Origin of the sequence: Pseudomonas fluorescens (genome assembly GCF_902497875.1) — a bacterium.
Lineage (GTDB): Bacteria > Pseudomonadota > Gammaproteobacteria > Pseudomonadales > Pseudomonadaceae > Aquipseudomonas > Aquipseudomonas fluorescens_BR.
Genome location: NZ_CABVHY010000004.1, coordinates 221,877 through 247,008 on the forward strand (window position 1 = coordinate 221,877; position 25,132 = coordinate 247,008).

The window sequence follows — 25,132 nt, forward strand, 5'->3', positions numbered from 1 at the left end:
GCGACCCTCGCTCGGTACACAGCTATTAGAAGGCTAGTCGAGCCAAAGGCATTTGCGCCGACGACCTCGACACACTGGAACTGCCGCCGCCGGCCACGCGTCTACACTGGTGGAAGCAGTCGAACTGCGGCGGACTCCGCATCCATCTGAAGCACTGACCGGCCCAGCCTATGCAGAACACGCCGCCAGCACCGACTTTTGACTACCACGATCTGTTCGAGCGCGCGCCGATCGGCTATGTGCTGCTGGAAGCCTCGGGGCGTATCTGCAAGATCAACCAGACCGGCGCCGCGCTGTTGGGTTGGGACGCCGCATGGCTGACCGGTGAGTCGTTCGCGCGCTGGGTGGTGAGCGCCGACCGAGCGCAGTTTCACGCACACCTGAGCAAACTGAGCAGTCCTGGCGGCTGCGTCAGCCAGAAGTTGCGGGTCAAGAACCGCCAGGGACGGATAGCCACGCTGTGGCTCAAAAGCGACCGAGAGCCCAACGCCTGCGCACACACTGAACACTTTCGCACCGCGATGATCGACGTGTCGGGCGAACAGGAGTCCGCACGGAAATTGCGCAGCCTGCAATCGCAGCTCACCCGGCTGGCTCGCCTGAATACCGCGGGTGAGCTGGCCTCCAGTCTGGCGCACGAACTGAATCAACCGCTGGGGACTGTTGTGCTCAGCTGTGAAGCAGCATTGCGGCTGTTGACCCCGGGTTCTGCCCAGACTGACGAATTCATCGAAGCGCTGACTCAGGCCAGAGAGGCTGCGGCGTTTGCCAGCGACGTGGTTCGCCACTTGCGCGGTTTTTTGCAAAACAACGACGAAATGTCTACCGATTGCGAGTTTTCTTCGCTGATCCAGGAGGTGACGATGCTGATCGAGGTCGATGCCAGGGACAGCGATATCGACCTGCGACTCGATATCCAGCGAGGCATGCCTTACGTGCGAGTCGATGTGGTGCAGATTGGCCAGGTGCTGGTGAACCTGGCCCATAACAGTATCGAAGCCATGCGCGAACAGGGCGGTATCGGCAATCGATTGACGATCATGGCCCGGGGGCAGGCCTCGGGAAAGATTCAGGTCAGTGTCACCGACACCGGTCCGGGCCTGGACCACAAGGAGATCGAGCGCATCTTCAGCCCCTTTTACACCACCAAGAGCAACGGCATGGGCCTGGGGTTGTCCATCAGTCGCACGATTATCGAGGCCCATGGCGGAGAGCTGTGGGCCGATCCCGGATCCACAGCCGGGGCCACGGTGCATTTCACCCTGCCGACACTTCAAGGTAACGGCCATGACGACTGAGCAGGTCATACACGTGGTGGATGATGACCGGCTGTTTCTCGCCGCCCTTGAGCGCACCCTCGGATCCACCGGCCTGGAGGTCCGCACCTATACCTGCGCGAAGATCTTTCTCGAGCGCTTCGACCCCCAGCAGCCCGGATGCCTGATCACCGATCTGCGCATGCCGGACACCGGAGGCCTGGAGTTGCAAAAACGCCTGAAAGAACTGCAGGTCCGAATACCCATCATTTTCATCAGCGGCCATGCCAACGCCAGTACCGCGGTGGCCGCACTCAAGTCCGGCGCGGTGGATTTCCTGGAAAAACCCTTCAGCGAAAAGGACTTGCTGGCCAGCGTCCATCAAGCCCTGGACAAAGACCTCGACGACCGCCGGCTGGCCCGCGAACAGGCGCTGGTGCAGCAGCGCTACAGCAACCTGTCGCCCCGGGAGCAGCAAGTCTTCGTGCTGGTGGTGTCGGACCTGCCCAACAAGAAAATCGCCCGGGAACTGATGATCAGCCCGCGGACCGTCGAACACCACCGCGAGCACCTCATGCTCAAGATGCAGGCGCACTCCACCGCCGAACTCATCACCATGGCGGTCCTGTGCGGTATCCACCAACTGCGTTTGTAAACACCGCCCCCCGTTCTCAACGCCTGATAGGTAGCCACACCTAGGTAGTCGCACGCTTGGTCAGGCTTCCTGGCTTGGGATACAAAGCAAGCTGAGTAGCCCGGTCTGATGACGGCCCTGCTTTACGCATCGACCGAACCCTGCAAGGCATGAATTCATGCGATCAGGAGGCAGACCATGGCCGATATGCCCAGCGTCCCCTACGGACGCAAGACACAACGCAAACCCGACCTCAAAGAAGTCCACATCATCTGGATCAACGATGGCATGAGCTGTGACGGCGATTCGATCTCGATCACCGCCGCCACCCTGCCCAGCATCGAAGACGTGGTGCTGGGCGCGATTCCGGGCCTGCCCAAGGTCCATTTGCACAACCCTGACCTGTGTTATGAGGTCGGTGAAGAGTTGATGCAGTACTGGCACCAGGCAGCGCGTGGCGAGATCGATTTCGTGCTGGTGATGGAAGGCTCGATCCCCAACGAAAACCTCAGCGGTGAAGGTTACTGGGCCTACATGGGTAACGACCCGCAGACCGGCGAACCGATCACCATTCCCGAATGGCTTGACCGCCTGTCTCCCAAGGCCCTGGCGGTGGTGGCCTGCGGCACCTGCGCGACCTACGGCGGCATCCACGCAATGCAGGGCAACGTCACTGGGTGCATGGGCGTCAACGACTACCTGGGCTGGAACTGGAAGTCCAAGGCCGGATTGCCGGTGGTGAATGTGCCGGGCTGCCCGGTGCAGCCGGACAACTTCATGGAGACGCTGCTGTACCTGCTGCGCCAGCTTGCCGGCGTCGCGCCGATGATCCCGCTGGACGATGCCGGTCGTCCGACCTGGCTGTTCGGCAAGACGGTGCACGAAGGCTGCGACCGCGCCGGTTACTACGAGCAGGGTAACTTCGCCAAGGAATATGGCCAGCCGCAGTGCATCGTCAAGCTCGGCTGCTGGGGGCCGGTGGTGCAGTGCAATGTGCCCAAACGCGGCTGGATGGATGGCATCGGCGGTTGCCCGAATGTCGGTGGTATCTGCATCGGTTGCACCATGCCCGGTTTCCCCGACAAGTTCATGCCGTTCATGGATGAGCCGCCGGGAGCGGTGTTCTCCTCCAATCTGGTCAGGCCTTACGGCAAGTTGGTCAGGTGGCTGCGCGGCTTCACCAACGACACCCTCAACAAAGAACCTAAATGGCGGCATAACCGGCCGGAACTGACCACCGACCCACCTCCAGAAATTCGTCGTTAGTGGCCAACCGTATCGAGCCAGGAGGAATACCCCATGGCGATCACCGAGAAAGACGTCACCACCCAGCCCAGGGACGCGACCGAGAAGCAGCCCGGAAAACTGATTGCGATGAACTGGGACCCGATCACCCGGATCGTCGGCAGCCTGGGCATCTACACCAAGATCGACTTCGAAAACCGCGAAGTCGCCGAATGCCACAGTACCTCTTCGATCTTCCGCGGCTATTCGGTGTTCATGAAGGGCAAGGACCCGCGTGACGCGCACTTCATTACCAGCCGTATTTGCGGCATCTGTGGCGACAACCACTGCGTGTGCTCGGTCTATGCGCAGAACATGGCCTATGGCATCCGCCCTCCGGCCATCGCCGAATGGATCATCAACCTGGGTGAAGCGGCCGAATACATGTTCGACCACAACATCTTCCAGGACAATCTGCTGATGGTCGACTTTTGCGCGAGGATGGTCCAGGAGACCAACCCGGGCGTCTGGGAACAGGCGCAACACACCCCGGCACCGAATGCCGACAAGCACGGCTACAAGACCATCGCCGACATCATGACCGCGCTCAACCCGTTCGAAGGCGAGTTCTATCGCGAGACCCTGATGGTCTCGCGCTACACCCGGGAAATGATCTGCCTGATGGAGGGGCGCCACGTTCACCCTTCGACCATTTACCCCGGTGGCGTCGGCACCGTGCCAACGGTGCAGCTGTTCACCGACTACCTGACCCGGCTGATGAAGTACTGCGAATTCATGAAGCGTTGTCTGCCGCTGCATGACGACATCTTCGACTTCTTCTACGAAGCCCTGCCCGGTTACGAGGAAGTCGGCCGGCGGCGCATCCTGCTCGGGTGCTGGGGCGCGTTCAACGACCCCGACCATTGCGACTATCAGTACAAGCATATGACCAGTTGGGGACGATCGATGTTCGTCACCCCCGGGGTGGTGGTCGACGGCGAACTGGTGACCACCGACCTGGTGGAGATCAACCTGCAGATGCGCATCCTGCTCGGCAGTTCCTACTACGACAGTTGGGAAAAACGTCCGCGACTGGTTGAGCGAGACCCCTTGGGCAACGTGGTGGACATCAACCACCCCTGGAACCAGACCACCGTCCCGCGTCCGCAGAAACGCAATTTTGACGACAAGTATTCCTGGGTCATGTCACCCCGCTGGCTGGATAAACGCACCGGCGATCACCTGGCGCTGGATACCGGCGGTGGCGCGCTGGCCCGGCTGTGGGCCACGGCACTGGCCGGGCTGGTCGACATCGGCTACATCAAGGCCACCGGCCACAGCGTCAGGATGTACCTGCCACAAACCGCGCTCAAACCCGAGGTGGAGTTCGAGTGGCACATCCCCCAATGGAGCAACGCCATCGAGCGCGATCGCGCCCGGACCTACTTCCAGGTCTACGCCGCGTGCTGCGCCCTGCATTTTGTCGAGAAGGCCCTCGGCGAATTGCAGGCCGGCCATACCAAAACCTGGACCGAGTTCAAGGTCCCCGATGAGGCTATCGGCTGCGGCTTCCACGAAGCGGTTCGCGGGGTGCTGTCCCATCACCTGGTGATCAAGAACGGCAAGATCGCCAACTACCACCCCTACCCGCCTACCCCCTGGAATGCCAGCCCTCGGGATATCTACGGGACCCCCGGGCCATACGAAGACGCGGTGCAGAACACGCCGATATTCGAGGAGAACGGACCGGATACCTTCAAGGGCATCGACATCATGCGCGCGGTGCGCAGCTTCGACCCTTGCCTGCCTTGCGGCGTGCATATGTACCTGGGTAACGGCAAGACCCTGAAAACCATCCATGCGCCCGGCAACTGCGGGCTTGGCCAGCCGGTCGATAGCGATGATGAGGACTCGACATCATGAACGGATACCGTCAGCAGGAACTGGATGAACAAGTGGAACGTCTGCAAGAACTGCTGGGCGCGCTGGACGAGCTGGCGGACCCCGCCGCCCGAAGCGCGGCCCGGGAACTCCTGCGGGTGGTGATCCGGCTGCACAGCCTGGGTCTGGCGGATCTCCTGGAAATAGTCCAGGAAGCGGGCAGCCAGCCGGCGGACACCTTGTTGCCGCGCTTCACCGCCAACCCCCGGGTGCGCGGCCTGTTGTTGCTGCACGATCTGCACCCGGAAGACCTGCCGACCCGCGCGCGCAAGGCGGTCGAGCGCCTGCGCCCGCACCTGGGAGTGAAAAATGTCCGCGCCGAGCTGGTCGCAGTGGAAGGCAATCGGGTGCGGCTCAGCGTCAGTGCCAGCGACCCGAATGGCGTGCTGCCAACGGCCGAACTGCTGCGCCAGGAGATCGAGCAGGTGTTACTGGAAATGATCCCCGATACCGATGAGTTGCTGATCGAGGGGTTGGACACCCTGGCCGCCCGTGCCGGGTTTGTCCCGCTGGTGTGGGTGAATCAACCGGTTGTGGCTGATAAGTGAACGAGCGGCCCGCTCTATTAATGTGGGAGCGAGCTTGCTCGCGATAGACGTTAACGATAACGCGTGTTTTCTGAATGAACGCGCCGCCCTTGCGTTCATCGCGAGCAAGCTCGCTCCTACAGGGGGCCGCGTTCGGTAACTGACTGGAGTGAGGACCGAGCAAATGACCGAGACCACCGTAGCGCAACCGGATGCCTGGGTGGCCTCTCTCAAAGGCTTTCTCGGCATCGAGCGCAAACCGGTCGAGCACTGCGAGCTGTGCTACGCCGAGATCGAGCCCGGGCATGATCACCTGATCGAACCCGACACCCGACGCCTGCTTTGTGCCTGCCAGGCCTGCGCCCTGTTGTTCGACAGCCCCGAAGCCCGACGCTACCGCCGTGTGCCGCGCGAAGTGACTCGGCTAGAGCATTTCAATCTCAGCGATGCGCAATGGGACGCCTTGCTGATCCCGATCAACCTGGCTTTTTTCGTTCGCAGCTCAACCCAGGACCGGGTACTGGCCCTGTACCCCGGCCCGGCCGGTGCCACCGAGTCGACGCTGGCACTGCAAACCTGGGACGAACTGGCCGCCGCCAACCCGCTGCTCAAGGCGCTGCAACCGGATGTCGAAGCCCTGTTGGCCAACCGGATGGACGGCGCCCGCGAGTACTACCGCCTGCCCATTGACCGTTGTTATGAGTTGGTCGGGCTGATTCGCAGCCACTGGCATGGCCTGTCCGGCGGTCAGGATGTGCGGGCGGCGCAGCTGCGGTACTTCGAGCAACTGCGGGCCGAGACCAGCGCGGGAGGCCAAGACGATGCCTGAGCTCACTATCAGCGTCCAGGGTGCGACGCCGGACAAATACTCGGCCGCCCCGACCCTGAACTTCGAACTGCTTATCCGTCAGCGCGGGCGACCGGTGCCGATCCAGAGCATTGCCTTGCAGTGCCAGATCCGCATCGAGACCAGCAAACGCCACTACGATCCGGCGGAGCAGGCACGCCTGAGCGATCTGTTCGGCGAACCCTCGCGCTGGGGCCAGACCCTGCACAACATGCTCTGGACCCATGCCAGCGTGGTAGTCCCGGGGTTTTCCGGCGAACGCAGCCAGGTCAACCTGCCGGTGCCCTGCAGCTTCGATTTCAACCTCGCCGCGACCAAGTACTTCCATGGCCTCGATCAAGGGTTGGTGCCGCTGCTGCTGTTGTATTCCGGGAGCGTGTTCTATCGCGACGACGAGGGCGCGCTGGCGATGGACCTGATCTCCTGGAATGAAGAGGCCCGATACGCCCTGCCGGTCGAGGTCTGGAAACAGATGATGGACCTTTACTACCCCAACCAGAGCTGGCTGTGCATCAACCGCCAGGTGTTCGAAGCGTTGTACGACTACAAGCGCCGCTATGGCCACCCGGGTTTCGATGAAGCCCTGCTCAGCCTGCTGACCGACGTCAAGAGGGCCGCCTCATGAACCTGACACAGGTGCAACCGGTGGTCGATGCCGTCCTCTACGAAGGCTATATCCTCTACCCCTACCGCTCCACCACGGCGAAGAACCGCCAGCGCTGGACCTTCGGCGGCATCTATCCGCAGGTCTGGTTCGACGCCACCGAGGGTGGCGAACCCTGGCAGATGCAGACCCAGTGCCTGCTCGAAGGCCAACCCGACGCGCGTCTCGAGGTGCGGGTGCGCTTCCTGCAGCCGTTGGCCCGCGAGGTCGGCGAGCTGCAATCGGCATTGCCGGCCTGGTCAGAGGATCTGGAAGGTTTGAACCGGGCGCAGTGGAATCCGGTGCCATCGCTGACCCTGGGTGACCAGCAGTTTCATTGCTGGCAGGAAGCCGTGGAACGCGATCTGCTGGTGGCCGACTGTCCACTGAGCGAACTGCTGCAAGACGCCCGGAGTGTGCCTTTCGCTTTCGAAGGTCGCCGGGAACTGGAACCGCTGCGCAGCGACGGCGCCATTCGCGGTGTGCTGCTGCGCAATCAGTGCGCGATCCAGGGGCGTGTCGAGCTGAAGCTTGCGCCCATCAGCGGACGGGTCTATCGCCTGACAGTGCGGATCGAAAATCATACCCGGATGGACCCCGCCAGCGTGACCGACCGTGAGCAGGCGAGTCTTTACAGTTTCGCCTCCACCCATACCATTCTCGCGGTGCAGGACGCAGGCTTTGTCAGCCTGATGGACCCGCCGCCGGCGCTCCGGGACGCAGCGGCAGCTTGCGACAATCAAGGCACTTATCCGGTGCTGATTGGTGAGCCCGGTGCCCGCGACACCCTGCTGTCTTCGCCGATCATTCTCTACGACTACCCGCAAGTCGCCCCGGAAAGCCTCGGCGAGTTTTTCGACTCCAGCGAGATCGACGAAATCCTCAGCCTGCGCATCCTGGCCATGACCGACGCGGAAAAACGCGAGATGGCCGCCCTCGACCCGCGCACCGCGGCGTTGCTGGCCCGCACCGAGGCCCTGGACAGCGACAGCTTCATGCGCCTGCATGGCGTGTTGCGTGATCCCCTGTCCGGGTCCGCCGCCGGGCCCCCTGCACTGCAGCCTGAGCCAGGCGGCCCTCGTCTGGCGTTTGACAGCAACGGCGGTGCGGCGCTGCGGGTCGGTGATCGGGTGCGCCTGCAACCCAAGCGTGGCGGCGACACCATGGACCTGGTGCTGGCGGGCAAAACCGCCGTGATCGAGGCCATCGAACGCGACTTCGAGGACCGGCTGCATGTGGCGGTGACCATCGACGACGACCCCGGCCGCGAGTGGGGCCTGCAGCGAATGCCCGGGCACCGGTTCTTCTTCTCGCCCGAAGAAATCCAGCCGCTGGATTCCCCACCGCATGGGGGAACGCCATGATGAAAATCCTGGTCGCCGGCATCGGCAATATCTTCATGGGCGATGACGGTTTTGGCTGCGAGGTCGCCGGCCGACTGAGTCAGCGCAAGGTGCCGGCCGGTGTCGACGTGGTGGACTTCGGCATCCGCGGCCTGGACCTCGGTTATGCGCTGATGGATGGCTACGAAGTGGTGATCCTGATCGACACCGTGGACCGTGGCGAAGCGCCGGGCACCCTGTATCTGATCGAGCCCGAGATCGGCGACGCGGCGGCGCCGGCACGCGGTGAACAGCTGATGGCACCCCACGGCATGGACCCGGCCAGCGTCCTGCGCTTCATTGCCGCGCTCGATCAACGGCGCCCACGGGTGCTGATGGTCTGCTGTCAGCCGGCGTTCCTGGGGGGAGAACAGGGGCATATGGGCTTGAGCGAAGAGGTCACCCAATCCGTCGACAAGGCGCTAACCGAGGTTCTCGGTTTGGTGGACGAGTTACTGGCATAAGTGCAACAGGAGCCTGCAAGCTCCGGGAGGATCGCGATGAGTGGCTGGACGATTTTCTGGGTTTTTCTGTTGGTGGTGATCGTCGTTCTGGTGGTGGTGAATTTCCACGACATCAAACGCTATTTCAGAATCCGCAATATGTGATCCCGAGCACCGCTTGGTCTGGGAGATGGCAATGGTGATGGCTTGCAAAGGGTGTGATCAGGTTTTGCATGCAGCGGCAGGTGCCGGTGAAGTGATTCGTGTCAGAGGTTTGGTGCAAGGCGTGGGTTTCAGACCCACCGTCTGGCGTCTGGCCCGCGATTGCGGGCTGTACGGAGACGTCTGCAATGACGCCGAAGGCGTGCTGATTCGCATCTGGGGCACGCGTGCGGACCGCGAGCAGTTTCTCAAGCGTCTTCGCGAAGAAGCCCCGCCGCTATCGCGGATCGACTCACTCGAGTCCATGGCGCTGAGCGGACAGTCGCCGCTGAGCGATTTTCGTATCGTCAAAAGCTCCGGCGGGCGGGTGCATACCGGGATAGTCGCCGACGCCGCGACCTGTGCGGCCTGTTTGCGCGAAGTGTTTGACCCCGTCAATCGGCGCTACCGTTACGCCTTCACCAATTGCACCCATTGCGGGCCGCGGATGTCGATTGTCCGTGCCATCCCCTATGACCGCGGCACTACCAGCATGGGGGCATTTACCCTGTGCCCGGCCTGCCTGCGCGAATATCGGGATCCCGCCGACCGGCGCTTCCATGCTCAACCCAATGCCTGCCCTGTATGCGGGCCGCGGCTATGGCTCGAAGCTGCCAGTGGATCCGCGGTCGATTGCAGTGGTGATCCACTCAAAGCGACCCGCCGCTTGCTCAAGGCCGGGCACATCGTGGCCATCAAAGGCATTGGCGGCGTGCATCTGGCTTGCGATGCCTCGAATGCCAGCGCCGTGGCTCGACTGCGCCAACGCAAGCGCCGCGAGCATAAACCCTTCGCCCTGATGGCCCGCGATACGGCAATGATCCGCCGCTATTGCAGCCTGGACCCGGCGCAAACCGCGCTGCTGCAGGAGCCCGCCGCGCCGATCGTGCTGCTGCCCATCGAGGGCCCGGAACGCCTGGCCGATGGCGTGGCTCCCCGGCAGTGCTGCTACGGTTTCATGCTGCCTTACTCGCCCCTGCACCATCTGTTGATGGCCGGCCTGCAGGCACCGATCGTGCTCACCAGCGGTAACCGCAGTGAAGAACCGCAGTGCATAGGCAACGACGAGGCCCGTGAACGCTTGGGCGATATCGCTGACGCATTGCTGCTGAACGACCGGGAGATCGTCAACCGGCTGGACGACTCGGTGGCCAGGCTGGTGGACGACAGTCCCGCCCTGTTGCGTCGCGCTCGTGGCTATGCGCCGACGCCGCTGCGCTTGCCTGCGAGCTTTGGCGCTGCACCTGCGGTCTTGGCCCTGGGCGGCGAACTGAAGAACAGTTTTTGTCTGATAAAGGACGGTCAGGCGATTCTCTCCCAGCATCTCGGCGATCTGGCCAACGCCAGCGCCAACGCGGCCTACCGCCAGACCCTGGCGCTGTACCAGCAGCTGTTCGAGTTCCAGCCACAGGTGCTGGCGATTGACTGCCACCCCGACTACCTGCCGAGTAAGTTCGGCCGCGAGTGGGCTGCGGAAAAGGGCCTGAAGCTGGTCGAAGTTCAGCATCACCACGCGCATATCGCCGCCTGCCTGGCCGATAACGCTGTCGAACTGGATTCGCCGCCGGTGCTCGGCATTGCGCTGGATGGCACCGGTTATGGCGATGACGCCAGCCTGTGGGGCGCTGAGTTCCTGCTCGCCGACTACCATGGCTATCGGCGCCTGGCCAGCCTGGCAACGGTCGCCATGCCGGGCGGCGAAGTGGCTATCGAGCAACCCTGGCGCATGGCCTATGCCCACCTGCGGCGCGTCGCGCAATGGTCAGTACTGATCAAGCAATTTGGCGATCTGCCGTACTTCCAGATGCTGGCGGACAAACCCCTGGCAACCTTGGACGGCATGCTCGCAACAGGCTTCAACAGCCCCCTGTGCAGCTCCTGCGGACGCCTGTTCGACGCGGTTGCAGCGGTCATTGGCCTGTGCCAACAGGTTAGTTACGAGGGTCAGGCGGCTATTGAGCTGGAGGCCGCCGTCGATGCATCGGCGCTGGCCGACCACCCGGGCTATCCCTTTGCGATTGTGTCGGACGACGGCCTGCCACGCCTGGAGCCGCAACCGATGTGGCAGGCGCTGTTGACTGACCTGCACACAGGTGTGGCCCGCGGGGTGATAGCGGCGCGCTTCCATCTCGGCCTGGCGCAAGCCGTTGTTCAGATGATCGAACACCTGACGCAACTGCATGGCGATCTCTGGTCCGGGCGCATTGCGCTGTCGGGCGGGGTATTGCAGAACGCGGTACTGACCCGCGAGCTGATCCAGCGCCTTGAATTTCGTGGCTTGCAGGTGCTGCGCCAGGCACGGGTGCCGGCCAACGACGGCGGGCTGAGCCTGGGCCAGGCGGCAGTCGCCACGGCGCAAACCCTCGCGGCACAAGAGGAGCGGCAACCATGTGCGTAGGCATCCCTGGACAAATCGTCGAGATCGTCGATGCGGCGACCGACACCGCCACCGTGGAGATCGGCGGCATCCGCCGCGCGATCAATATTTCTTGCGTGGTCGGCGACGGTCGCAGCCACGCCGATTGCCTTGGTGAATGGGTGCTGGTGCACGTCGGTTTTGCCATGAGCCGGATCGATGAACAAGAGGCGATCAAGACCCTCGAACTGCTCCAGGCGCTGGGCGAAATGGCCGAAGAAATGCGCCTGATGCAGGACAACCGATAGGGAGGCACGACCATGTCCCAAGGTGATAGTCCACTGCGTGGCTTGTACCCGTTCTTGCACGGCGACAAGCAAGAGGTCGGCGCGCTCGATGCGGCGCTGCTCGAATCCGTGCAACAAAAGGCCGCCCACAGCGTCGAGGTCAAACAACGGTTTTTTGCCGAAAACGCCGAGGCTGTGGTGGCGACCGCTCGCGCCATTGCCGCGGTTTATCGGCGAGGTGGGCGGATGTTGTCGATGGGCAACGGCGGTTCTTCCTGCGACGCCGCGCACTTCGCGGTGGAGTTCCTGCACCCGATCACCGCTGGCCGGCCGGCCTTGACCGCCACCAACCTGGCGGCCGATCAGGCGATGATGACGGCGGTGGGTAACGACGTCGGCTTCGATCACATTTTCGTCCGTCAGCTGATTGCGCTGGGGCGGCCAGGGGACGGGTTGGTAGGATTTTCCACCAGTGGTAACTCGGGCAACCTGCTCAAGGCGTATGCCAAGGCCCGGGAAATGGGCATGACCACCATCGGCCTGGCCGGTGGCGACGGAGGGGCAATGGCTCGCTCGGCGGACCTCGATCATTGCCTGGTGGTGCCCACCGACAGCATCCACCGCATCCAGGAAGTGCATGTCGCCACCTACCACATTCTCTGGGACCTGGTGCACACCTTGCTCGCCGATGAGCGCGGCGGCCTGGAGGCCCGGCCATGAAGTTCGTCGATGAGTTCCGCGACCCGGCCAAGGCCCGGGTGCTGGTGAAGCAGATCGAGAAGCTGGTGCTGCGGATCCCGGTGTGCCGCAAGCGCCCGCTGCAACTGATGGAAGTCTGTGGCGGCCACACCCACTCGATCTTCAAGTACGGCATCGAGCAGATGCTGCCCGACGCCATCGAACTGGTGCACGGCCCCGGTTGCCCGGTGTGCGTGCTGCCCATGGGCCGGGTCGATGACTGCGTGGCGCTGGCGCAGCACCCGAACATCATCTTCACCACCTTCGGTGACGCCATGCGCGTCCCCGGTTCGAAAAAGAGCCTGCTGCAGGCCAAGGCCGAAGGCGCTGATGTACGCCTGGTCTACTCGCCCATGGACGCGCTGAAAATCGCTCGCGACAACCCGGCCCGCGAAATAGTGTTCTTCGCCCTGGGCTTCGAAACCACCATGCCGTCCACCGCCCTGACCATCCTGCGGGCCGACGCCGAGAATCTTGAAAACTTCTCGGTGTTCTGCAACCACATCACCATCATCCCGACCATCAAGGCGATCCTCGACTCGCCGGAACTGACCCTGGACGGCTTCCTCGGCCCCGGCCACGTGAGCATGGTGATCGGCAGCGAACCCTATGAATTCATCGCCAGGCACTACAAAAAACCTTTGGTGATTTCCGGCTTTGAACCCCTCGATATCCTGCAGTCGTTGTGGATGCTCACCCAACAACTCGCCGAAGGTCGTTGCGAGGTGGAAAACCAGTACCAGCGAGTGGTCCCCGACGCTGGCAACAACCCGGCCCTGCGTGCGGTACAAAAGGTCTTCCAGTTGCGCGAGTTCTTCGAGTGGCGCGGGCTCGGCTCGATCGACCATTCGGGGGTCAAGCTGCGCGAGGCCTATGCGCGCTTCGACGCCGAGCGCAAATACCCGGTGCCGAACCTGAAGATCGCCGACCCCAAGTCCTGCCAGTGCGGCGAAGTCCTCAAGGGCGTGATAAAACCCTGGCAGTGCAAGGTATTCGGCACCGCCTGCACCCCGGAGATGCCCCTGGGCTCGTTGATGGTCTCCAGCGAAGGGGCCTGCGCCGCCGTATACAACTACGGGCGCATCGACCTGGTGGACATTCTCAAACAACGCGAAGCCACTGCCGATGAAACCCACAGGGAGCACCAGACATGAGGCTACCCGACCCACTGAATCTGCTCCTCGAGCAACCACCTGCGCGTATTCGTCAGCGCAGCGGCAAGGTGCGCGGCGACACCATCACCCTCGCTCATGGCAGCGGTGGCAAGGCCATGCGCGACCTGGTGGACGATGTATTCGTCGGTACCTTCGACAACCCGCTGCTGGCACCGCTGGAAGATCAGGCGCGCTTCGCCTTGAGCGACCTGGCCAGACGCGGTGACCGCCTGGCGTTCACCACCGACTCCTATGTGGTCGATCCGCTGTTCTTTGCCGGGGCCAATATTGGCGACCTGGCGGTCAACGGTACGGTCAACGACCTGGCGGTGTCTGGCGCCCTGCCCCTTTATTTGTCCTGTGCGGTGATCCTCGAAGAGGGATTCCCGGTGGCCGACTTGCGGCGCATCGTCGCTTCCATGCAGCAGGCTGCGCAAGTCGCCGGGGTGCAGATCGTCACGGGCGACACCAAGGTGGTGGAGCGTGGCGCGGTGGACAAACTCTTTATCAACACCTGCGGCATCGGTGTGATTCCGGCGGGGGTCAACATCGCCGCCACCCGTGCCCGGCCCGGCGACAAGGTCCTGGTCAATGGCTACATCGGCGACCATGGCGTGGCAATCCTCGCCGCCCGTGACGACCTGGCGCTGGATGTGCCGATCAGCAGCGACTGCCAGCCACTGCACGGCCTGATTGCGGCGCTGCTCAAGGCCTGCCCGGATGTGCACTGCCTGCGCGATGCCACACGCGGCGGCATCGCCACGGTGCTGAACGAGTTCGCCCAGGCCGCCGATGTCTGCGTCAACCTCGATGAACCGACCATTCCGGTGCGCGAAGCGGTCAAGGGCGTGTCGGAGATCCTCGGTCTCGACCCGCTGTATTTCGCCAACGAGGGCAAGCTGGTGGCCGTGGTCCCCGGCCATCTGGCCGAGGCTGCGCTGACGGCGATGCGCACACACCCGGCCGGTGTCGACGCGGCGATCATCGGTGAGATCGGCGCCAGCCCGGTCGGCTGCGTGATCATGCACACCGCTTTCGGTGGAGAACGCATCGTCGACATGCTGATCGGTGAACAACTGCCGAGGATCTGCTGATGCACGAGCTGTCCATCACCCAGAGCATTGTCGAAGCCTGCAACGAGCGCGCTGCGGGGGCGCGGGTGTTGCGGGTCACGCTGGAGGTCGGCAGTTTGTCCTGCGTGATGCCGGACGCCCTGCGCTTTTGCTACGAGGTGGTCTGCGAAGGCACGCCGCTGCAAGGCTCGACCCTTGAGATCATCCGCATTCCCGGCCTCAGCCGCTGCCACGATTGCGGTGCAACGGTGCAAATGGACGACCTGCTGTCCAGCTGTCATTGCGGTTCGATCAATCTGGAGCGTCCGCGCGGTGGCGACCAGCTGCGGATCAAGTCGATGGAAATAGAGGAGGCAGCCTGATGTGTACCACCTGCGGTTGCTCCGATGGCGCCGGGGCGAGGATCACCGACTTGACCGGCAGCAAGCTGCAACGGGTCACCGAGCAGCAGCTGCAAGGCCTGCCTATGCGCAGGCGGCAGCACGAACCTGCACACTCACATGCCCAGGTGCATGGCACCACCCTCAATCTCGAGCAGGAGATTCTGGCCAAGAACAACCGTCTGGCCGAGCTCAATCGCCAGTGGCTCAAAGACCGCAACATTCTGCTGCTGAACCTGATGAGCTCCCCCGGTGCCGGTAAAACCACCTTGCTCGAGCACACCCTGCGTGACCTTGCCGGTGATCTTTCGATCAGCGTGGTCGAAGGCGACCAGGAAACCCTGTTCGATGCCGAGCGCATCCGCGCCACTGGCTGCCCGGCGGTGCAGGTCAATACCGGAACCGGCTGCCACCTGGAAGCCGGAATGCTCGCCGGCGCGCTCAAGCAGCTCGCGCCTGCGGCCAACTCGCTGGTCATGGTGGAAAACGTCGGCAACCTGGTCTGCCCTGCCCTGTTCGATCTTGGCGAACGGGCCAAGGTGGTCATCCTCTCGGTCACCGAAGGTGCCGACAAGCCGCTCAAGTACCCGCACATGTTCAGAGCCTCGAGCCTGATGATCATCAGCAAGATCGACCTGCTGCCCTATGTGGATTTCGACCTGGATGCCTGCATTGCCTTCGCCCGTCGGATCAATCCCGACATCGAAGTGCTGCCACTCTCCGCGACCCGCGGCGAGGGATTGCCCCACTGGTACGCCTGGTTGCGCGGCCAACTGTTCAGCGCCGTCTGAGAGGGCATCATGTTCGAACTGCTGATCCTCGGTTTTCTGCTGGGAATGCGCCACTCCATGGAAGCCGACCATGTCGCTGCCGTGGCAACCCTCACCACTGGCAGCCGCGGCACCCGCGAGGCGATTTTGCTGGGAGCGGCCTGGGGCCTGGGACACACCCTTACCTTGCTGGTGGTGTTCGGCCTGGTGTTGTCCATGGACGGAGTGATCCCCGAGCGCCTGGCACAAGGGCTCGAAGGCGCGGTCGGGGTGATGCTGATCCTGCTGGGTCTGGACCTGATACGGCGCATGCGCCGCGAGCGGGTGCATTTTCATCTGCATCGCCATGCTGACAACACCCTGCACGTGCACGCCCACTCCCATGCCGGTGACAGGGGGCCGCACAGCCTGAATCACGCGCATCCACACCCCCGGCAATTCCCGCTGCGGGCACTTTGCGTTGGCCTGATGCATGGGCTGGCCGGCTCGGCGGCGCTGATTCTGCTGACCCTGGGCCACGTCTCGTCACCGCTGACCGGGCTGGTCTACGTCGGCCTGTTCGGCCTCGGTTCGATTGCCGGCATGGCTCTGTTGTCGTTGATTATCAGCGTGCCGCTGCACAGCGTGCGGCACATCACCTGGCTGTGTAACGGCCTGCAAGCTTCGGTCGCCGTGACGACCATTGCCATAGGCAGCCTGCTGGTTTATCAGAACTACCTGACGCCGCTCGTGTGAGGGGCAGCGGCTAGAGGGTGATGTCCATGCCATCGAACGCCACTTCGATCCCGCGACGTTCCAGCAGTGCCCGTTCGGCCGAGTCCTCATCGAGGATCGGGTTGGTGTTGTTGATGTGGATCAGAATCTTGCGCTGCTCGGGGAAACCCTCGAGCACTTCGAGCATCCCGCCGGGACCGCTTTGCGGCAGATGGCCCATTTCGCTGCCGAGTTTGTCGCCGACCTCGCAGGCGCGCATTTCATCGTCGCGCCAGAGGGTGCCGTCCACCAGCAGGCAGTCGGCGCGCTGCATCCAATCGAGCAATTGATCATCGACCTGACCGAGCCCCGGGGCATAGAACAGGCTGGCGCCGCTGCGCCGGTCTTCGATGAACAGGCCGATGTTATCGCCCGGCTGCGGGTTGCCGCGATGGGGCGAATACGGCGGCGCGCTGCTACGCAACGGGATTGCCCGCAGCCGCAGGTGGTTGCAACCGGGGATGCTGAAGGGTTCGCCGTCCAGGCCGATGGGCTGCCACTGCAGGCCGCCATTCCAGTGGCTGAGCATATTGAACAAGGGGAATCCACTGCTGAGGTCCTGATGGACCATCTCGGTACACCAGACTTTATGCGGGCAGCCTTCGCGCAGGCTTAGCAGGCCGGTGCAATGGTCGATCTGGCTGTCGAGCAGGATCACTCCGGCAATCGCCGTATCGCGCACCTGGCGGGCCGGTTGCAGCAACGGGAAAGACTCCTGCTGGACGCGGATGTCCGGCGAGGCGTTGCACAGAATCCAGCTCAAGCCGTTGTCGCTCAGGGCAATCGACGACTGTGTCCGCCGTTGCGCCCGCACGCTGCCATCGCGCACGCCGGCGCAATTGCGGCAGTTGCAGTTCCATTGCGGAAAACCACCGCCAGCGGCGGAGCCGAGAATCCGGATATGCATGGGGCAATGCTCCAGTGAGGAGGTCCCGGCCAATGTAAAGACTGGCCGGGAGAACAATCAGCGGCTGGCGAAATACATGGTCACTTCGAAGCCAATGCGCAGATCGGTAAACGCGGGTTTAGTCCACATGGGTCAATCCTCTTCTTATGCCGGGCTATTCCGGTAGAGGCATTAATGCACGGGGTTGGGCGAGACTGAATGCTACTTTGGAAGGAGGTTGCGGGGTGCATTGGTAGGGGGGGGGTCGGCGGGGTGTCAGGCACTCAAGATCAAAAGATCGCAGCCTTCGGCAGCTCCTACAGAGGTTGTGTACACCCGATTATGCGCGAGTGTACCGGGTCGGTGTAGGAGCTGCCGCAGGCTGCGATCTTTTCGACCTGGCAACGGGAGCTACCGACAAGCGAAGATCAAAAGATCGCAGCCTGCGGCAGCTCCTACGCCGGTTGGGTTAGAAGAAACCCAATGGATTAATGTCGTAGCTGACCAGCAGGTTTTTGGTCTGCTGGTAGTGGTCGAGCATCATCTTGTGGTTTTCGCGGCCGACGCCGGACTTCTTGTAGCCACCGAACGCGGCATGGGCCGGGTACAGGTGGTAGCAGTTGGTCCAGACACGCCCGGCCTTGATCGCCCGGCCCATGCGGTAGGCGCGGTTGATGTCGCGGGTCCAGAGGCCGGCGCCAAGGCCGAATTCGCTGTCATTGGCAATCGCCAGGGCTTCGGCTTCGTCCTTGAAGGTGGTGATGCTCACCACTGGGCCGAAGATTTCTTCCTGGAACACGCGCATCTTGTTGTGGCCCTTGAGCAGGGTCGGCTGAATGTAGAAACCCGTGGCCAGGTCACCCTCAAGCCGCTCGACGGCACCACCGGTGAGCAGTTCGGCACCCTCCTCCTGAGCGATTTTCAGATAGGACAGGATCCGGTCGAATTGCTGCTCGGAGGCCTGGGCGCCGACCATGGTCTCGGTGTCCAGCGGGTTGCCGCGCTTGATGTTGACGATCTTCTTCATCACCACTTTCATGAAGTCGTCGTAGATCGATTCCTGGACCAGCGCCCGCGACGGGCAGGTGCAGACTTCGCCCTGGTTGAAGAACGCCAGCACCAGGCCTTCGGCGGCCTTCTCGATGAACTGCGGCTCGGCCTTCATGATGTCTTCGAAGAAGATGTTTGGCGACTTGCCACCCAGCTCGACAGTCGACGGAATAATGTTTTCGGCTGCGCATTTCATGATGTGCGCGCCGATCGGGGTAGACCCGGTAAACGCAATCTTGGCAATGCGTTTGCTGGTAGCCAACGCTTCACCGGCTTCGCGACCGAAGCCCTGGACGATGTTCAGCACGCCTGGCGGCAGCAAATCGGCGATCAGCTCGGCAAACACCATGATCGACAGCGGGGTCTGCTCGGCCGGCTTGAGCACTACGCAGTTACCGGCAGCCAGGGCTGGAGCGAGCTTCCAGGCGGCCATCAACAGCGGGAAGTTCCACGGAATGATCTGCCCGACCACGCCCAGCGGTTCGTGGAAGTGATAGGCGGTGGTCAGTTCGTTGATTTCGGCGGCGCCGCCTTCCTGAGCGCGAATGCAGCCGGCGAAATAACGGAAATGGTCGGCAGCCAGCGGCACGTCGGCGTTCAGGGTTTCGCGCACGGCCTTGCCGTTGTCCCAGGATTCAGTGACCGCGAGGATTTCCAGGTTCTGTTCGATGCGGTCGGCGATTTTCAGCAGCACCAGCGAGCGGTCCTGGGCCGAGGTCTTGCCCCAGGCATCGGCGGCGGCATGGGCGGCGTCCAGCGCCTTCTCGATGTCGGCAGCGCTGGAGCGCGGGAATTCGGCAATCACTTCACCGTTCACCGGCGAGGTGTTGGTGAAGTATTCGCCATTGACCGGCGCGACGAACTCGCCGCCAATGAAGTTGCCGTAACGCGGCTTGAAAGACACGACGGCGCCTGGTGTTCCGGGTTGAGCGTAAATCATGGTGGGCCTCTGCTTGGTCGATGCCTGTCGGTCGGACAGGCCATGAACCGATAGTAGAGAGCCCCGCGTGCCAGACGAATGCGCCGTTGGCAGGGGGACTCTCGTCATTTGGTAGTAGTTTTTGCCAGTCTGTGGAGCATTTGCGGCGAAAGGGCTGTTGTGGCGAGGGGGCTTGCCCCCGCTCGGCTGCGAAGCAGTCGTAAAACCTGCGCCTGCGGTCTCTCTGAAAGTGCGCGGCGTCTGATTTAAGGGCCGCTTCGCGACCCAGCGGGGGCAAGCCCCCTCGCCACAAGAAGCCCGCTCCCACAGGGGGATTGAGGGCTTCGTCAGATCAATGCTTGGCCACTACCAGGTCTTTCGGCAACTTGAAGGTCCAGAGCATGCCGCCCTGGTTGAAGTCCTTGATCCGTTTCGCGACTTCGCCGCCCCACAGTGGAACCGCGCCACCCCAGCCGGAGAGGACCGAGACATACTGTTCGCCGTCCATCTCCCAGGTGACGGGTGAGCCGAGGACGCCGGAGCCGGTCTGGAATTCCCAGACTTTCTCACCGGTCCTGGCGTTGAAGGCTTGCAGGAAGCCTTCCGGGGTACCGGTGAAGACCAGGTTGCCTTTGGTAGTCAGCACCCCGCCCCAGAGCGGCGCGTAGTTCTTGTGGCGCCAGACTTCCTTGCCGGTTTTCGGATCGATGGCACGCAGCACGCCGATGTAGTCTTCGTTCAATGGCTTGATGGTGAAGCCGGCGCCGAGGAACGCCGCGCCTTTTTTATAGGCAATGCCTTCGTTCCAGATGTCCATGCCCCATTCGTTGGACGGCACATAAAACAGGCCGGTGTCCTGGCTGTAAGCCATGGGCATCCAGTTCTTCGCGCCGAGGAATGCCGGTGCGACGAACACCGAGCTGCCCTTGGCTTCAGTGCCTGGAGCGCCAGGACGGCTGGCTTCGTTGTAGATAGGCCGACCTTCCTTGTCGAGGCCGGTGGCCCAGGTGATTTTGTCTACGAACGGGAAGCCGCGGATGAACTTGCCGTTGGTGCGGTCGAGCACGTAGAAGAAGCCGTTGCGGTCGGCGGTGGCTGCGGCCTTGATCTCTTTACCTTCCTTGTCCTTGTAGTTGAAGGACACCAGCTCGTTCACACCGTCATAGTCCCAGCCGTCGTGCGGGGTGCTCTGGAAGTGCCATTTGATGGTGCCGTCGTCCGGGTTCAGCGCCAGACGCGACGAGGAGTAGAGGTTGTCGCCCGGGCGCAGGTGCGAGTTCCACGGCGCCGGGTTGCCGGTGCCGAACAGCAGCAGGTTGGTTTCCGGATCGTAGTAGCCACCAAGCCAAGGCGCGGCGCCACCGGTTTTCCACAGATCGCCGGGCCAGGTCTTGCCCGCCTCACCGCCGGAAATACCGTTCTCGACCGCCTTGCCGTCCTTGTAGACGAAGCCCATGTGGCCTTCCACGGTCGGCCGGGTCCACAACAAGTCACCGTTTTTCGGGTCGTAGGCTTCGATCTTGCCGACTACGCCGAACTCGCCGCCGGCGACCCCGGTGATCAGCTTGCCGTTGATCACCAGTGGCGCGGCGCTGATGGAATAACCTTCCTTGTGGTCGGCGACTTTCTTGCTCCAGACCACCTTGCCGGTGTCCTTGTTCAGGGCTACCAGCTTGGCGTCGAGAGTGCCGAAAAACACCAGGTCGCCATACAGCGCGACGCCACGGTTGATCACGTCGCAGCACGGGCGGATGTCATCCGGCAGGCGTGCATCGTATTGCCAGAGCTTCTTGCCGGTGCGGGCATCCACCGCGAACACCCGTGAGTAGGAACCGGTCATGTACATCACGCCGTCCTTGATCATCGGCTGCGCCTGCTGACCGCGCTGTTTCTCGCCACCGAAGGAAAAGGCCCAGACCGGCCGCAGGTCTTTGATGTTGTCGGTGTTGAGAGCATCCAGTGGGCTATAGCGCTGGCCCTGGACACCCAGGCCGTTGGTGACAATCTGCCCCGGGTTCTTCGGATCCTGGAGGATGTCTTGATCGGTGACTGCGGCAAGGGCCGAGGCGGACAACAACATGGCGCTGAGCAGCAGGCTCAAGGCGAAGGGTTGGCGGCGTGCGGATTGGGTCATGACGGCTACCTCTGCGGTTTTTGTTATACCCGGGAAATTTTCCCGGTCTGGTGCAGATTCTTGGTCCGTAGGGCTCTGGCGACAATTGGCCGCAGTGCGGAGTTTTCTAGTTCCTTGGTACAAGGAACGTGTAGGAGCTGCCGATAGGCTGCGATCTTTTCCAGGGTTTCGCAGATTCAAAATCAAAAGATCGCAGCCTGCGGCAGCTCCTACGCTGACCGTGTGGAAACACAAATCCCGTAGGAGCTGCCGATAGGCTGCGATCTTTTCCGGGGTTTCGCGGATTCAAGATCAAAAGATCGCGGCCTGCGGCAGCTCCTACGCTGACCGTGTGGAAACACAAATCCCGTAGGAGCTGCCGATAGGCTGCGATCTTTTCCAGGGTTTCGCAGTTTCAAAATCAAAAGATCGCAGCCTGCGGCAGCTCCTACGGGCGCCGGTTTATGGCCGCGAGCCGGAATCCACCCGCGTCATCTGCCCGCGCTCATAGCTCGGGTACAGATGGCTGACGCTGCGAATCAGCTCATAGCGGCTCAGGCTGATGGCGGCAAAACGCTCGGGAATCGGGCTGCGGATCATCTCGCCCATTTCGCTGCCGCTGCTGGCGCCGTCGCGCATCAACTGGTCGAGCCAGCCAAGGTAGTCACGCATCTGAACAAAGGGCGCGTGGTCGGAGGTCACAGGCCCGTGGCCGGGCACTATGAGTGTCCAGGGCAAGGCTTCGAGCTGATCGATATCCGCTTGCCACGCCTCCAACCCCGGAGAGTTGGGAGTGGTCAGGGCACGTTCATAAAACACCAGGTCGCCAGCAAACAGCACGCCGGTTTTCTCGTCGAGGATCGCCAGGTCGGCGCCGGTATGTCCGCGCAATCCCAGCAGCCGTAACGAATGACCGCCGATGTTCAGGGTTCCCGGGGTCAACTCCTGGGTCGGCAACACCACTTCAGTGCCGCGCATCCAGTCGCCCACCAGTCGATACAGGTTCTCGGCCATGGCCTCGCCTTGCTGACCCAGCAATGTGCTGGTGCCGGCCAGCGCGCCGATCGGCACATCACTGAACGCCTGGTTACCCAGCACGTGATCGGGATGATGGTGAGTCAACAAGACCTGAATCACCGGCTTGTCGGTAGTCGCGGCAATCGCTTTGCGCAGGGCTTCGCCGTAGCGTTTCGACGGCCCGGTGTCGATTACCACTACCCCGTCATCGGTGACGATGAACCCGGTATTGACGATATTCCCGCCATTGGCCTTGGCGAAATTGTCGGTACTGCCTTCCAGCAGCCAGGTGTCCTCGGCGATCTGCCGGGGTTTGAGTTGATAGTCGAAGTCCGCCAGGGCCGGCAGACTGAACGTAAGGCACAACAGCAGCATCCAGCGCATGGCGCTCTCCTGGGGTTAGGGAATCGCCGCATCGAATTGATTGCCGCTGTTATCGCGCAGCAGCAAGCGCGTCTGCCCTGCCCCTTCGACGTCGAACGCCAGATTCGGGTTTTCACTGACCGCCGGGAACAGTTCAAGACTGGCCAGCAGTTGGCCGTCGGCGTCACGTAACTCGGCATGATTGAGAAAGAACTCGGGAATCCCGCTGACCATGCCGTTATCCATCGGGTGCGCCACCTGCAATCGCAAACGGCTGAACTCGCCACGGGAATAACGTCCACCGAGGACTTCACCGATATGTTCTTCCCAGCCCGGCTGGCTGCGCACCACACTGGGTGCGGTGCAGCCGCCGCCGGCGGCGTCGATCAGGGTCGAGCCGACATGCCAGAGCCCGTCGCGGGTCAGCACCGCCGCCCGCAGCGGCGTGGCCTGTTCGATACGGATGCGGATCGCCAGCCAGGGCAGCACCCGCTCTCCCGGCTGGAAGTCGACGATCTGCGGCAGCGGGTTAAGCTCGGCCCAGGCCAGAATCCTCACCACCTCGCCCTTGAATGCCCGAGCGTCGATTTCCAGAGGCACCTGTCGAGCGTCTTCGGCGAACGGCGGCGCCAGCAGCTTGACCCGCTCATCAAAAACGAACGGCGCATCACCGAGGATCTGCTTGTGATAAAAGGCCCACATCACCGAGGGCACCGGGTCCTTGCCCGGGTCAACCTCAATGGCCTGGGCCGCCAGCGGCAACCAGCAGGCCAACAGATAACTCGCTCGCCAGTTCATCAACCGCTCCTATTGATACATCTCCGGTACTTCATAACGCAGGCCGTACTCGGCATAGATCGCCTTGAGCGTGCCGTCGAGGATCAAGCCTTCGAGTGCCTGTTCCACGGCATAGGCCAGCTGACGGTTGCTTTCATGCACCGCCATGCCGATCTCCCAGAGTTGCTTGCCCATGTTCGGGTAGGCGTTTTCCGCCAGCGCCAGTTGCGCGTCCGAGGCTTCGTGCACCTGCCAGTCGATCTCGCCGCGCATGGCCATCACCGCATCCACCTCGCCGGCTTTCATTGCGGCAAAGGCTTTGGCTACGGTGGGGTAATGGTGGGTCTTGGCACTGAGCATGCCGTTGAACACCGAGGTCAGGTAGAACGACGGCACGCTGTCCACCTCGACACCGATCGGGTGGTGCTCGAACACCGCGACGCTGCCCACCTTGTCGAGTCGGCGGCGGTCATAGGCGACTTGCCAGGACTCGTTCTGGTACGGGCCGAACATCACCACGTGGCCGTTTTCCAGCTCACCCAGTTCATTGCGCTTTTGTGCGTAGTCGCGGTCATAAGGCGCGCGCATCATCAAGTCGGCCAATTGCTGGTTACGCAGCTGATTGCCGCGCCAGATGTAATCGCGCAGATCGTCGTCGAGCTTCTCGCCGGCAGGCGCCCAGATCAGTTCCAGGCGCACGCCGAGGGCCTTGGCCAAGGCCTTCGCCAGGTCCACATCGACGCCCCGCGGCTGGCCGCCGTCTTCAAAGCTGTAGGGGGCGAAATCCTTGTAGACCGCGACCTTCAACTCGCCGGCGGCGATCATTTCATCATAGGTACGGACCTGCGCCTGCAGCGTCTGACAGCACAGCAACAGCGCAGTTAACAGCACAGCGAACCGGCCCATGGGTTACTCCTCGATGTGCACGCTGTCCAGGTAGGTGCGCACCGCCCACAAGGCTTCCTGGCTCAAGTAGTCGGCCATTTTCGGCATGTAGACGCGACCGTCGCGCACCGCGCCATGGCGCACCCGCTCGACAAACCACTCATCTCCGAGCTCACCGGCATCGAGCATGCGCAGATCCGGGGCGATTCCGCCGGACTTGGCTTCCAGACCGTGGCAGGCCGCACAGTTCTGGTTAAAGGCCGAGGAACCGATTTCGACCGCCTTGTCTTTTTCCGGGGTAGTGCGATAGGGGTTTACCGCAGCCCAGCCATCACCATCGACCGGTACTCCGGCATCCTTGATCGAGGTCAAGCCCTTGGTTTCCACCGCTTGTGGCACCACGTTGCCGTGGGCCAGTGCTGAACCGGTAGTGATAAGGCCAGCCAGCAGACCGGCGACGAGTATGGCGTTGCGTTTTGTTGTCATTGTTATGCCCTCAGGATTGCACGCTAA

26 protein-coding genes are annotated in these 25,132 nt (G+C 62.5%); 18 read left to right on the forward strand and 8 right to left on the reverse strand.

What is annotated here, in order from left to right; translation table 11 throughout:
• Positions 1–170: 170 nt before the first annotated feature.
• From F8N85_RS05515 to F8N85_RS05595, 18 genes are all read left to right on the forward strand, one after another.
• Positions 171–1,298 carry an ATP-binding protein gene (locus F8N85_RS05515; protein WP_150802648.1) on the forward strand — a complete coding sequence of 376 codons (1,128 nt, stop codon included), beginning with the start codon at positions 171–173 and terminating at the stop codon, positions 1,296–1,298.
• Entirely contained in the window at positions 1,288–1,911 is a 624-nt protein-coding gene (locus F8N85_RS05520; RefSeq protein WP_191636118.1) for a response regulator transcription factor, read from the forward strand. The genes F8N85_RS05515 and F8N85_RS05520 overlap by 11 nt, the downstream gene beginning before the upstream one ends.
• Before the next feature lie 177 nt (positions 1,912–2,088).
• Entirely contained in the window at positions 2,089–3,156 is a 1,068-nt protein-coding gene (locus F8N85_RS05525) for a hypothetical protein (RefSeq protein ID WP_224795642.1), read from the forward strand.
• 33 nt (positions 3,157–3,189) lie between these two features.
• Positions 3,190–5,037 (forward strand): nickel-dependent hydrogenase large subunit, encoded by a 1,848-nt coding sequence (locus tag F8N85_RS05530; protein ID WP_150802650.1) that lies wholly within the window; start codon positions 3,190–3,192, stop codon positions 5,035–5,037.
• Positions 5,034–5,603: a hypothetical protein gene (locus F8N85_RS34510; protein WP_191636119.1), complete on the forward strand. Its 570-nt coding sequence runs from the start codon at positions 5,034–5,036 to the stop codon at positions 5,601–5,603. The genes F8N85_RS05530 and F8N85_RS34510 overlap by 4 nt, the downstream gene beginning before the upstream one ends.
• Positions 5,604–5,766: 163 nt before the next feature.
• Positions 5,767–6,411, forward strand: a complete 645-nt coding sequence (locus F8N85_RS05540; RefSeq protein WP_150802652.1) for a DUF5947 family protein — start codon at positions 5,767–5,769, stop codon at positions 6,409–6,411.
• Complete coding sequence (locus F8N85_RS05545; protein WP_150802653.1) at positions 6,404–7,054, forward strand: DUF6084 family protein; 651 nt, start codon at positions 6,404–6,406, stop codon at positions 7,052–7,054. Before F8N85_RS05540 ends, F8N85_RS05545 begins: the two co-directional genes overlap by 8 nt.
• Positions 7,051–8,436, forward strand: coding sequence for a hypothetical protein (locus F8N85_RS05550; protein ID WP_150802654.1), 1,386 nt, complete (start codon positions 7,051–7,053; stop codon positions 8,434–8,436). Before F8N85_RS05545 ends, F8N85_RS05550 begins: the two co-directional genes overlap by 4 nt.
• Positions 8,433–8,918, forward strand: coding sequence for a hydrogenase maturation protease (locus F8N85_RS05555; protein WP_150802655.1), 486 nt, complete (start codon positions 8,433–8,435; stop codon positions 8,916–8,918). Before F8N85_RS05550 ends, F8N85_RS05555 begins: the two co-directional genes overlap by 4 nt.
• 36 nt (positions 8,919–8,954) lie before the next feature.
• Positions 8,955–9,062 carry a DUF6893 family small protein gene (locus F8N85_RS35705; protein WP_412072479.1) on the forward strand — a complete coding sequence of 36 codons (108 nt, stop codon included), beginning with the start codon at positions 8,955–8,957 and terminating at the stop codon, positions 9,060–9,062.
• A gap of 91 nt (positions 9,063–9,153) precedes the next feature.
• The gene (gene hypF, locus F8N85_RS05560; protein ID WP_224795643.1) at positions 9,154–11,496 is read left to right on the forward strand and encodes a carbamoyltransferase HypF; all 2,343 of its coding nucleotides are present in this window, start codon (positions 9,154–9,156) and stop codon (positions 11,494–11,496) included.
• A complete protein-coding gene (locus tag F8N85_RS05565; RefSeq protein WP_150802656.1) occupies positions 11,487–11,762 on the forward strand; it encodes a HypC/HybG/HupF family hydrogenase formation chaperone in 276 nt (91 codons plus the stop codon). Before hypF ends, F8N85_RS05565 begins: the two co-directional genes overlap by 10 nt.
• Positions 11,763–11,774: 12 nt before the next feature.
• Positions 11,775–12,461, forward strand: a complete 687-nt coding sequence (locus F8N85_RS05570) for an SIS domain-containing protein (RefSeq protein ID WP_150802657.1) — start codon at positions 11,775–11,777, stop codon at positions 12,459–12,461.
• Positions 12,458–13,633 (forward strand): hydrogenase formation protein HypD, encoded by a 1,176-nt coding sequence (gene hypD, locus F8N85_RS05575; protein WP_150802658.1) that lies wholly within the window; start codon positions 12,458–12,460, stop codon positions 13,631–13,633. The genes F8N85_RS05570 and hypD overlap by 4 nt, the downstream gene beginning before the upstream one ends.
• On the forward strand, positions 13,630–14,727 hold the full coding sequence (gene hypE / locus F8N85_RS05580; protein WP_150802659.1) for a hydrogenase expression/formation protein HypE: 1,098 nt from the start codon (positions 13,630–13,632) through the stop codon (positions 14,725–14,727). Before hypD ends, hypE begins: the two co-directional genes overlap by 4 nt.
• Positions 14,727–15,068 (forward strand): hydrogenase maturation nickel metallochaperone HypA, encoded by a 342-nt coding sequence (hypA, locus tag F8N85_RS05585; protein ID WP_150802660.1) that lies wholly within the window; start codon positions 14,727–14,729, stop codon positions 15,066–15,068. The genes hypE and hypA overlap by 1 nt, the downstream gene beginning before the upstream one ends.
• Positions 15,068–15,877: a hydrogenase nickel incorporation protein HypB gene (gene hypB / locus F8N85_RS05590; RefSeq protein WP_150802661.1), complete on the forward strand. Its 810-nt coding sequence runs from the start codon at positions 15,068–15,070 to the stop codon at positions 15,875–15,877. The genes hypA and hypB overlap by 1 nt, the downstream gene beginning before the upstream one ends.
• Positions 15,878–15,886: 9 nt before the next feature.
• Entirely contained in the window at positions 15,887–16,591 is a 705-nt protein-coding gene (locus tag F8N85_RS05595; protein ID WP_150802662.1) for an urease accessory protein, read from the forward strand.
• Between the two features lie 10 nt (positions 16,592–16,601).
• Here the strand turns inward: F8N85_RS05595 and pqqB are convergent, their stop codons facing one another.
• From pqqB to pedF, 8 genes are all read right to left on the reverse strand, one after another.
• Positions 16,602–17,516: a pyrroloquinoline quinone biosynthesis protein PqqB gene (gene pqqB, locus F8N85_RS05600; RefSeq protein ID WP_150802663.1), complete on the reverse strand. Its 915-nt coding sequence runs from the start codon at positions 17,514–17,516 to the stop codon at positions 16,602–16,604.
• 57 nt (positions 17,517–17,573) lie between these two features.
• Entirely contained in the window at positions 17,574–17,645 is a 72-nt protein-coding gene (pqqA, locus tag F8N85_RS05605; protein ID WP_010209364.1) for a pyrroloquinoline quinone precursor peptide PqqA, read from the reverse strand.
• Between the two features lie 319 nt (positions 17,646–17,964).
• Positions 17,965–19,485 (reverse strand): aldehyde dehydrogenase family protein, encoded by a 1,521-nt coding sequence (locus tag F8N85_RS05610; RefSeq protein ID WP_150802664.1) that lies wholly within the window; start codon positions 19,483–19,485, stop codon positions 17,965–17,967.
• Between the two features lie 331 nt (positions 19,486–19,816).
• Positions 19,817–21,598, reverse strand: a complete 1,782-nt coding sequence (locus tag F8N85_RS05620; RefSeq protein ID WP_150802665.1) for a PQQ-dependent methanol/ethanol family dehydrogenase — start codon at positions 21,596–21,598, stop codon at positions 19,817–19,819.
• Positions 21,599–22,039: 441 nt separating this feature from the next.
• Positions 22,040–22,978 carry a quinoprotein relay system zinc metallohydrolase 1 gene (locus tag F8N85_RS05625; RefSeq protein WP_150802666.1) on the reverse strand — a complete coding sequence of 313 codons (939 nt, stop codon included), beginning with the start codon at positions 22,976–22,978 and terminating at the stop codon, positions 22,040–22,042.
• Between the two features lie 15 nt (positions 22,979–22,993).
• Positions 22,994–23,755 (reverse strand): quinoprotein dehydrogenase-associated SoxYZ-like carrier, encoded by a 762-nt coding sequence (locus tag F8N85_RS05630; RefSeq protein ID WP_150802667.1) that lies wholly within the window; start codon positions 23,753–23,755, stop codon positions 22,994–22,996.
• Positions 23,756–23,764: 9 nt separating this feature from the next.
• Complete coding sequence (locus tag F8N85_RS05635) at positions 23,765–24,640, reverse strand: substrate-binding periplasmic protein (protein WP_150802668.1); 876 nt, start codon at positions 24,638–24,640, stop codon at positions 23,765–23,767.
• Between the two features lie 3 nt (positions 24,641–24,643).
• On the reverse strand, positions 24,644–25,105 hold the full coding sequence (pedF, locus tag F8N85_RS05640; RefSeq protein ID WP_150802669.1) for a cytochrome c-550 PedF: 462 nt from the start codon (positions 25,103–25,105) through the stop codon (positions 24,644–24,646).
• Positions 25,106–25,132 lie beyond the last annotated feature (27 nt).

What these genes read in the sequence shown, in the direction of transcription:
- F8N85_RS05515 (WP_150802648.1), top strand. Translation starts at nt 171, where the DNA reads ATGCAGAACACGCCGCCAGCACCGACTTTTGACTACCACGATCTGTTC.
- F8N85_RS05520 (WP_191636118.1), top strand. Translation starts at nt 1,288, where the DNA reads ATGACGACTGAGCAGGTCATACACGTGGTGGATGATGACCGGCTGTTT.
- F8N85_RS05525 (WP_224795642.1), top strand. Translation starts at nt 2,089, where the DNA reads ATGGCCGATATGCCCAGCGTCCCCTACGGACGCAAGACACAACGCAAA.
- F8N85_RS05530 (WP_150802650.1), top strand. Translation starts at nt 3,190, where the DNA reads ATGGCGATCACCGAGAAAGACGTCACCACCCAGCCCAGGGACGCGACC.
- F8N85_RS34510 (WP_191636119.1), top strand. Translation starts at nt 5,034, where the DNA reads ATGAACGGATACCGTCAGCAGGAACTGGATGAACAAGTGGAACGTCTG.
- F8N85_RS05540 (WP_150802652.1), top strand. Translation starts at nt 5,767, where the DNA reads ATGACCGAGACCACCGTAGCGCAACCGGATGCCTGGGTGGCCTCTCTC.
- F8N85_RS05545 (WP_150802653.1), top strand. Translation starts at nt 6,404, where the DNA reads ATGCCTGAGCTCACTATCAGCGTCCAGGGTGCGACGCCGGACAAATAC.
- F8N85_RS05550 (WP_150802654.1), top strand. Translation starts at nt 7,051, where the DNA reads ATGAACCTGACACAGGTGCAACCGGTGGTCGATGCCGTCCTCTACGAA.
- F8N85_RS05555 (WP_150802655.1), top strand. Translation starts at nt 8,433, where the DNA reads ATGATGAAAATCCTGGTCGCCGGCATCGGCAATATCTTCATGGGCGAT.
- F8N85_RS35705 (WP_412072479.1), top strand. Translation starts at nt 8,955, where the DNA reads ATGAGTGGCTGGACGATTTTCTGGGTTTTTCTGTTGGTGGTGATCGTC.
- F8N85_RS05565 (WP_150802656.1), top strand. Translation starts at nt 11,487, where the DNA reads ATGTGCGTAGGCATCCCTGGACAAATCGTCGAGATCGTCGATGCGGCG.
- F8N85_RS05570 (WP_150802657.1), top strand. Translation starts at nt 11,775, where the DNA reads ATGTCCCAAGGTGATAGTCCACTGCGTGGCTTGTACCCGTTCTTGCAC.
- hypD (WP_150802658.1), top strand. Translation starts at nt 12,458, where the DNA reads ATGAAGTTCGTCGATGAGTTCCGCGACCCGGCCAAGGCCCGGGTGCTG.
- hypE (WP_150802659.1), top strand. Translation starts at nt 13,630, where the DNA reads ATGAGGCTACCCGACCCACTGAATCTGCTCCTCGAGCAACCACCTGCG.
- hypA (WP_150802660.1), top strand. Translation starts at nt 14,727, where the DNA reads ATGCACGAGCTGTCCATCACCCAGAGCATTGTCGAAGCCTGCAACGAG.
- hypB (WP_150802661.1), top strand. Translation starts at nt 15,068, where the DNA reads ATGTGTACCACCTGCGGTTGCTCCGATGGCGCCGGGGCGAGGATCACC.
- F8N85_RS05595 (WP_150802662.1), top strand. Translation starts at nt 15,887, where the DNA reads ATGTTCGAACTGCTGATCCTCGGTTTTCTGCTGGGAATGCGCCACTCC.
- pqqB (WP_150802663.1), bottom strand. Translation starts at nt 17,516, where the DNA reads ATGCATATCCGGATTCTCGGCTCCGCCGCTGGCGGTGGTTTTCCGCAA.
- F8N85_RS05610 (WP_150802664.1), bottom strand. Translation starts at nt 19,485, where the DNA reads ATGATTTACGCTCAACCCGGAACACCAGGCGCCGTCGTGTCTTTCAAG.
- F8N85_RS05620 (WP_150802665.1), bottom strand. Translation starts at nt 21,598, where the DNA reads ATGACCCAATCCGCACGCCGCCAACCCTTCGCCTTGAGCCTGCTGCTC.
- F8N85_RS05625 (WP_150802666.1), bottom strand. Translation starts at nt 22,978, where the DNA reads ATGCGCTGGATGCTGCTGTTGTGCCTTACGTTCAGTCTGCCGGCCCTG.
- F8N85_RS05630 (WP_150802667.1), bottom strand. Translation starts at nt 23,755, where the DNA reads ATGAACTGGCGAGCGAGTTATCTGTTGGCCTGCTGGTTGCCGCTGGCG.
- F8N85_RS05635 (WP_150802668.1), bottom strand. Translation starts at nt 24,640, where the DNA reads ATGGGCCGGTTCGCTGTGCTGTTAACTGCGCTGTTGCTGTGCTGTCAG.
- pedF (WP_150802669.1), bottom strand. Translation starts at nt 25,105, where the DNA reads ATGACAACAAAACGCAACGCCATACTCGTCGCCGGTCTGCTGGCTGGC.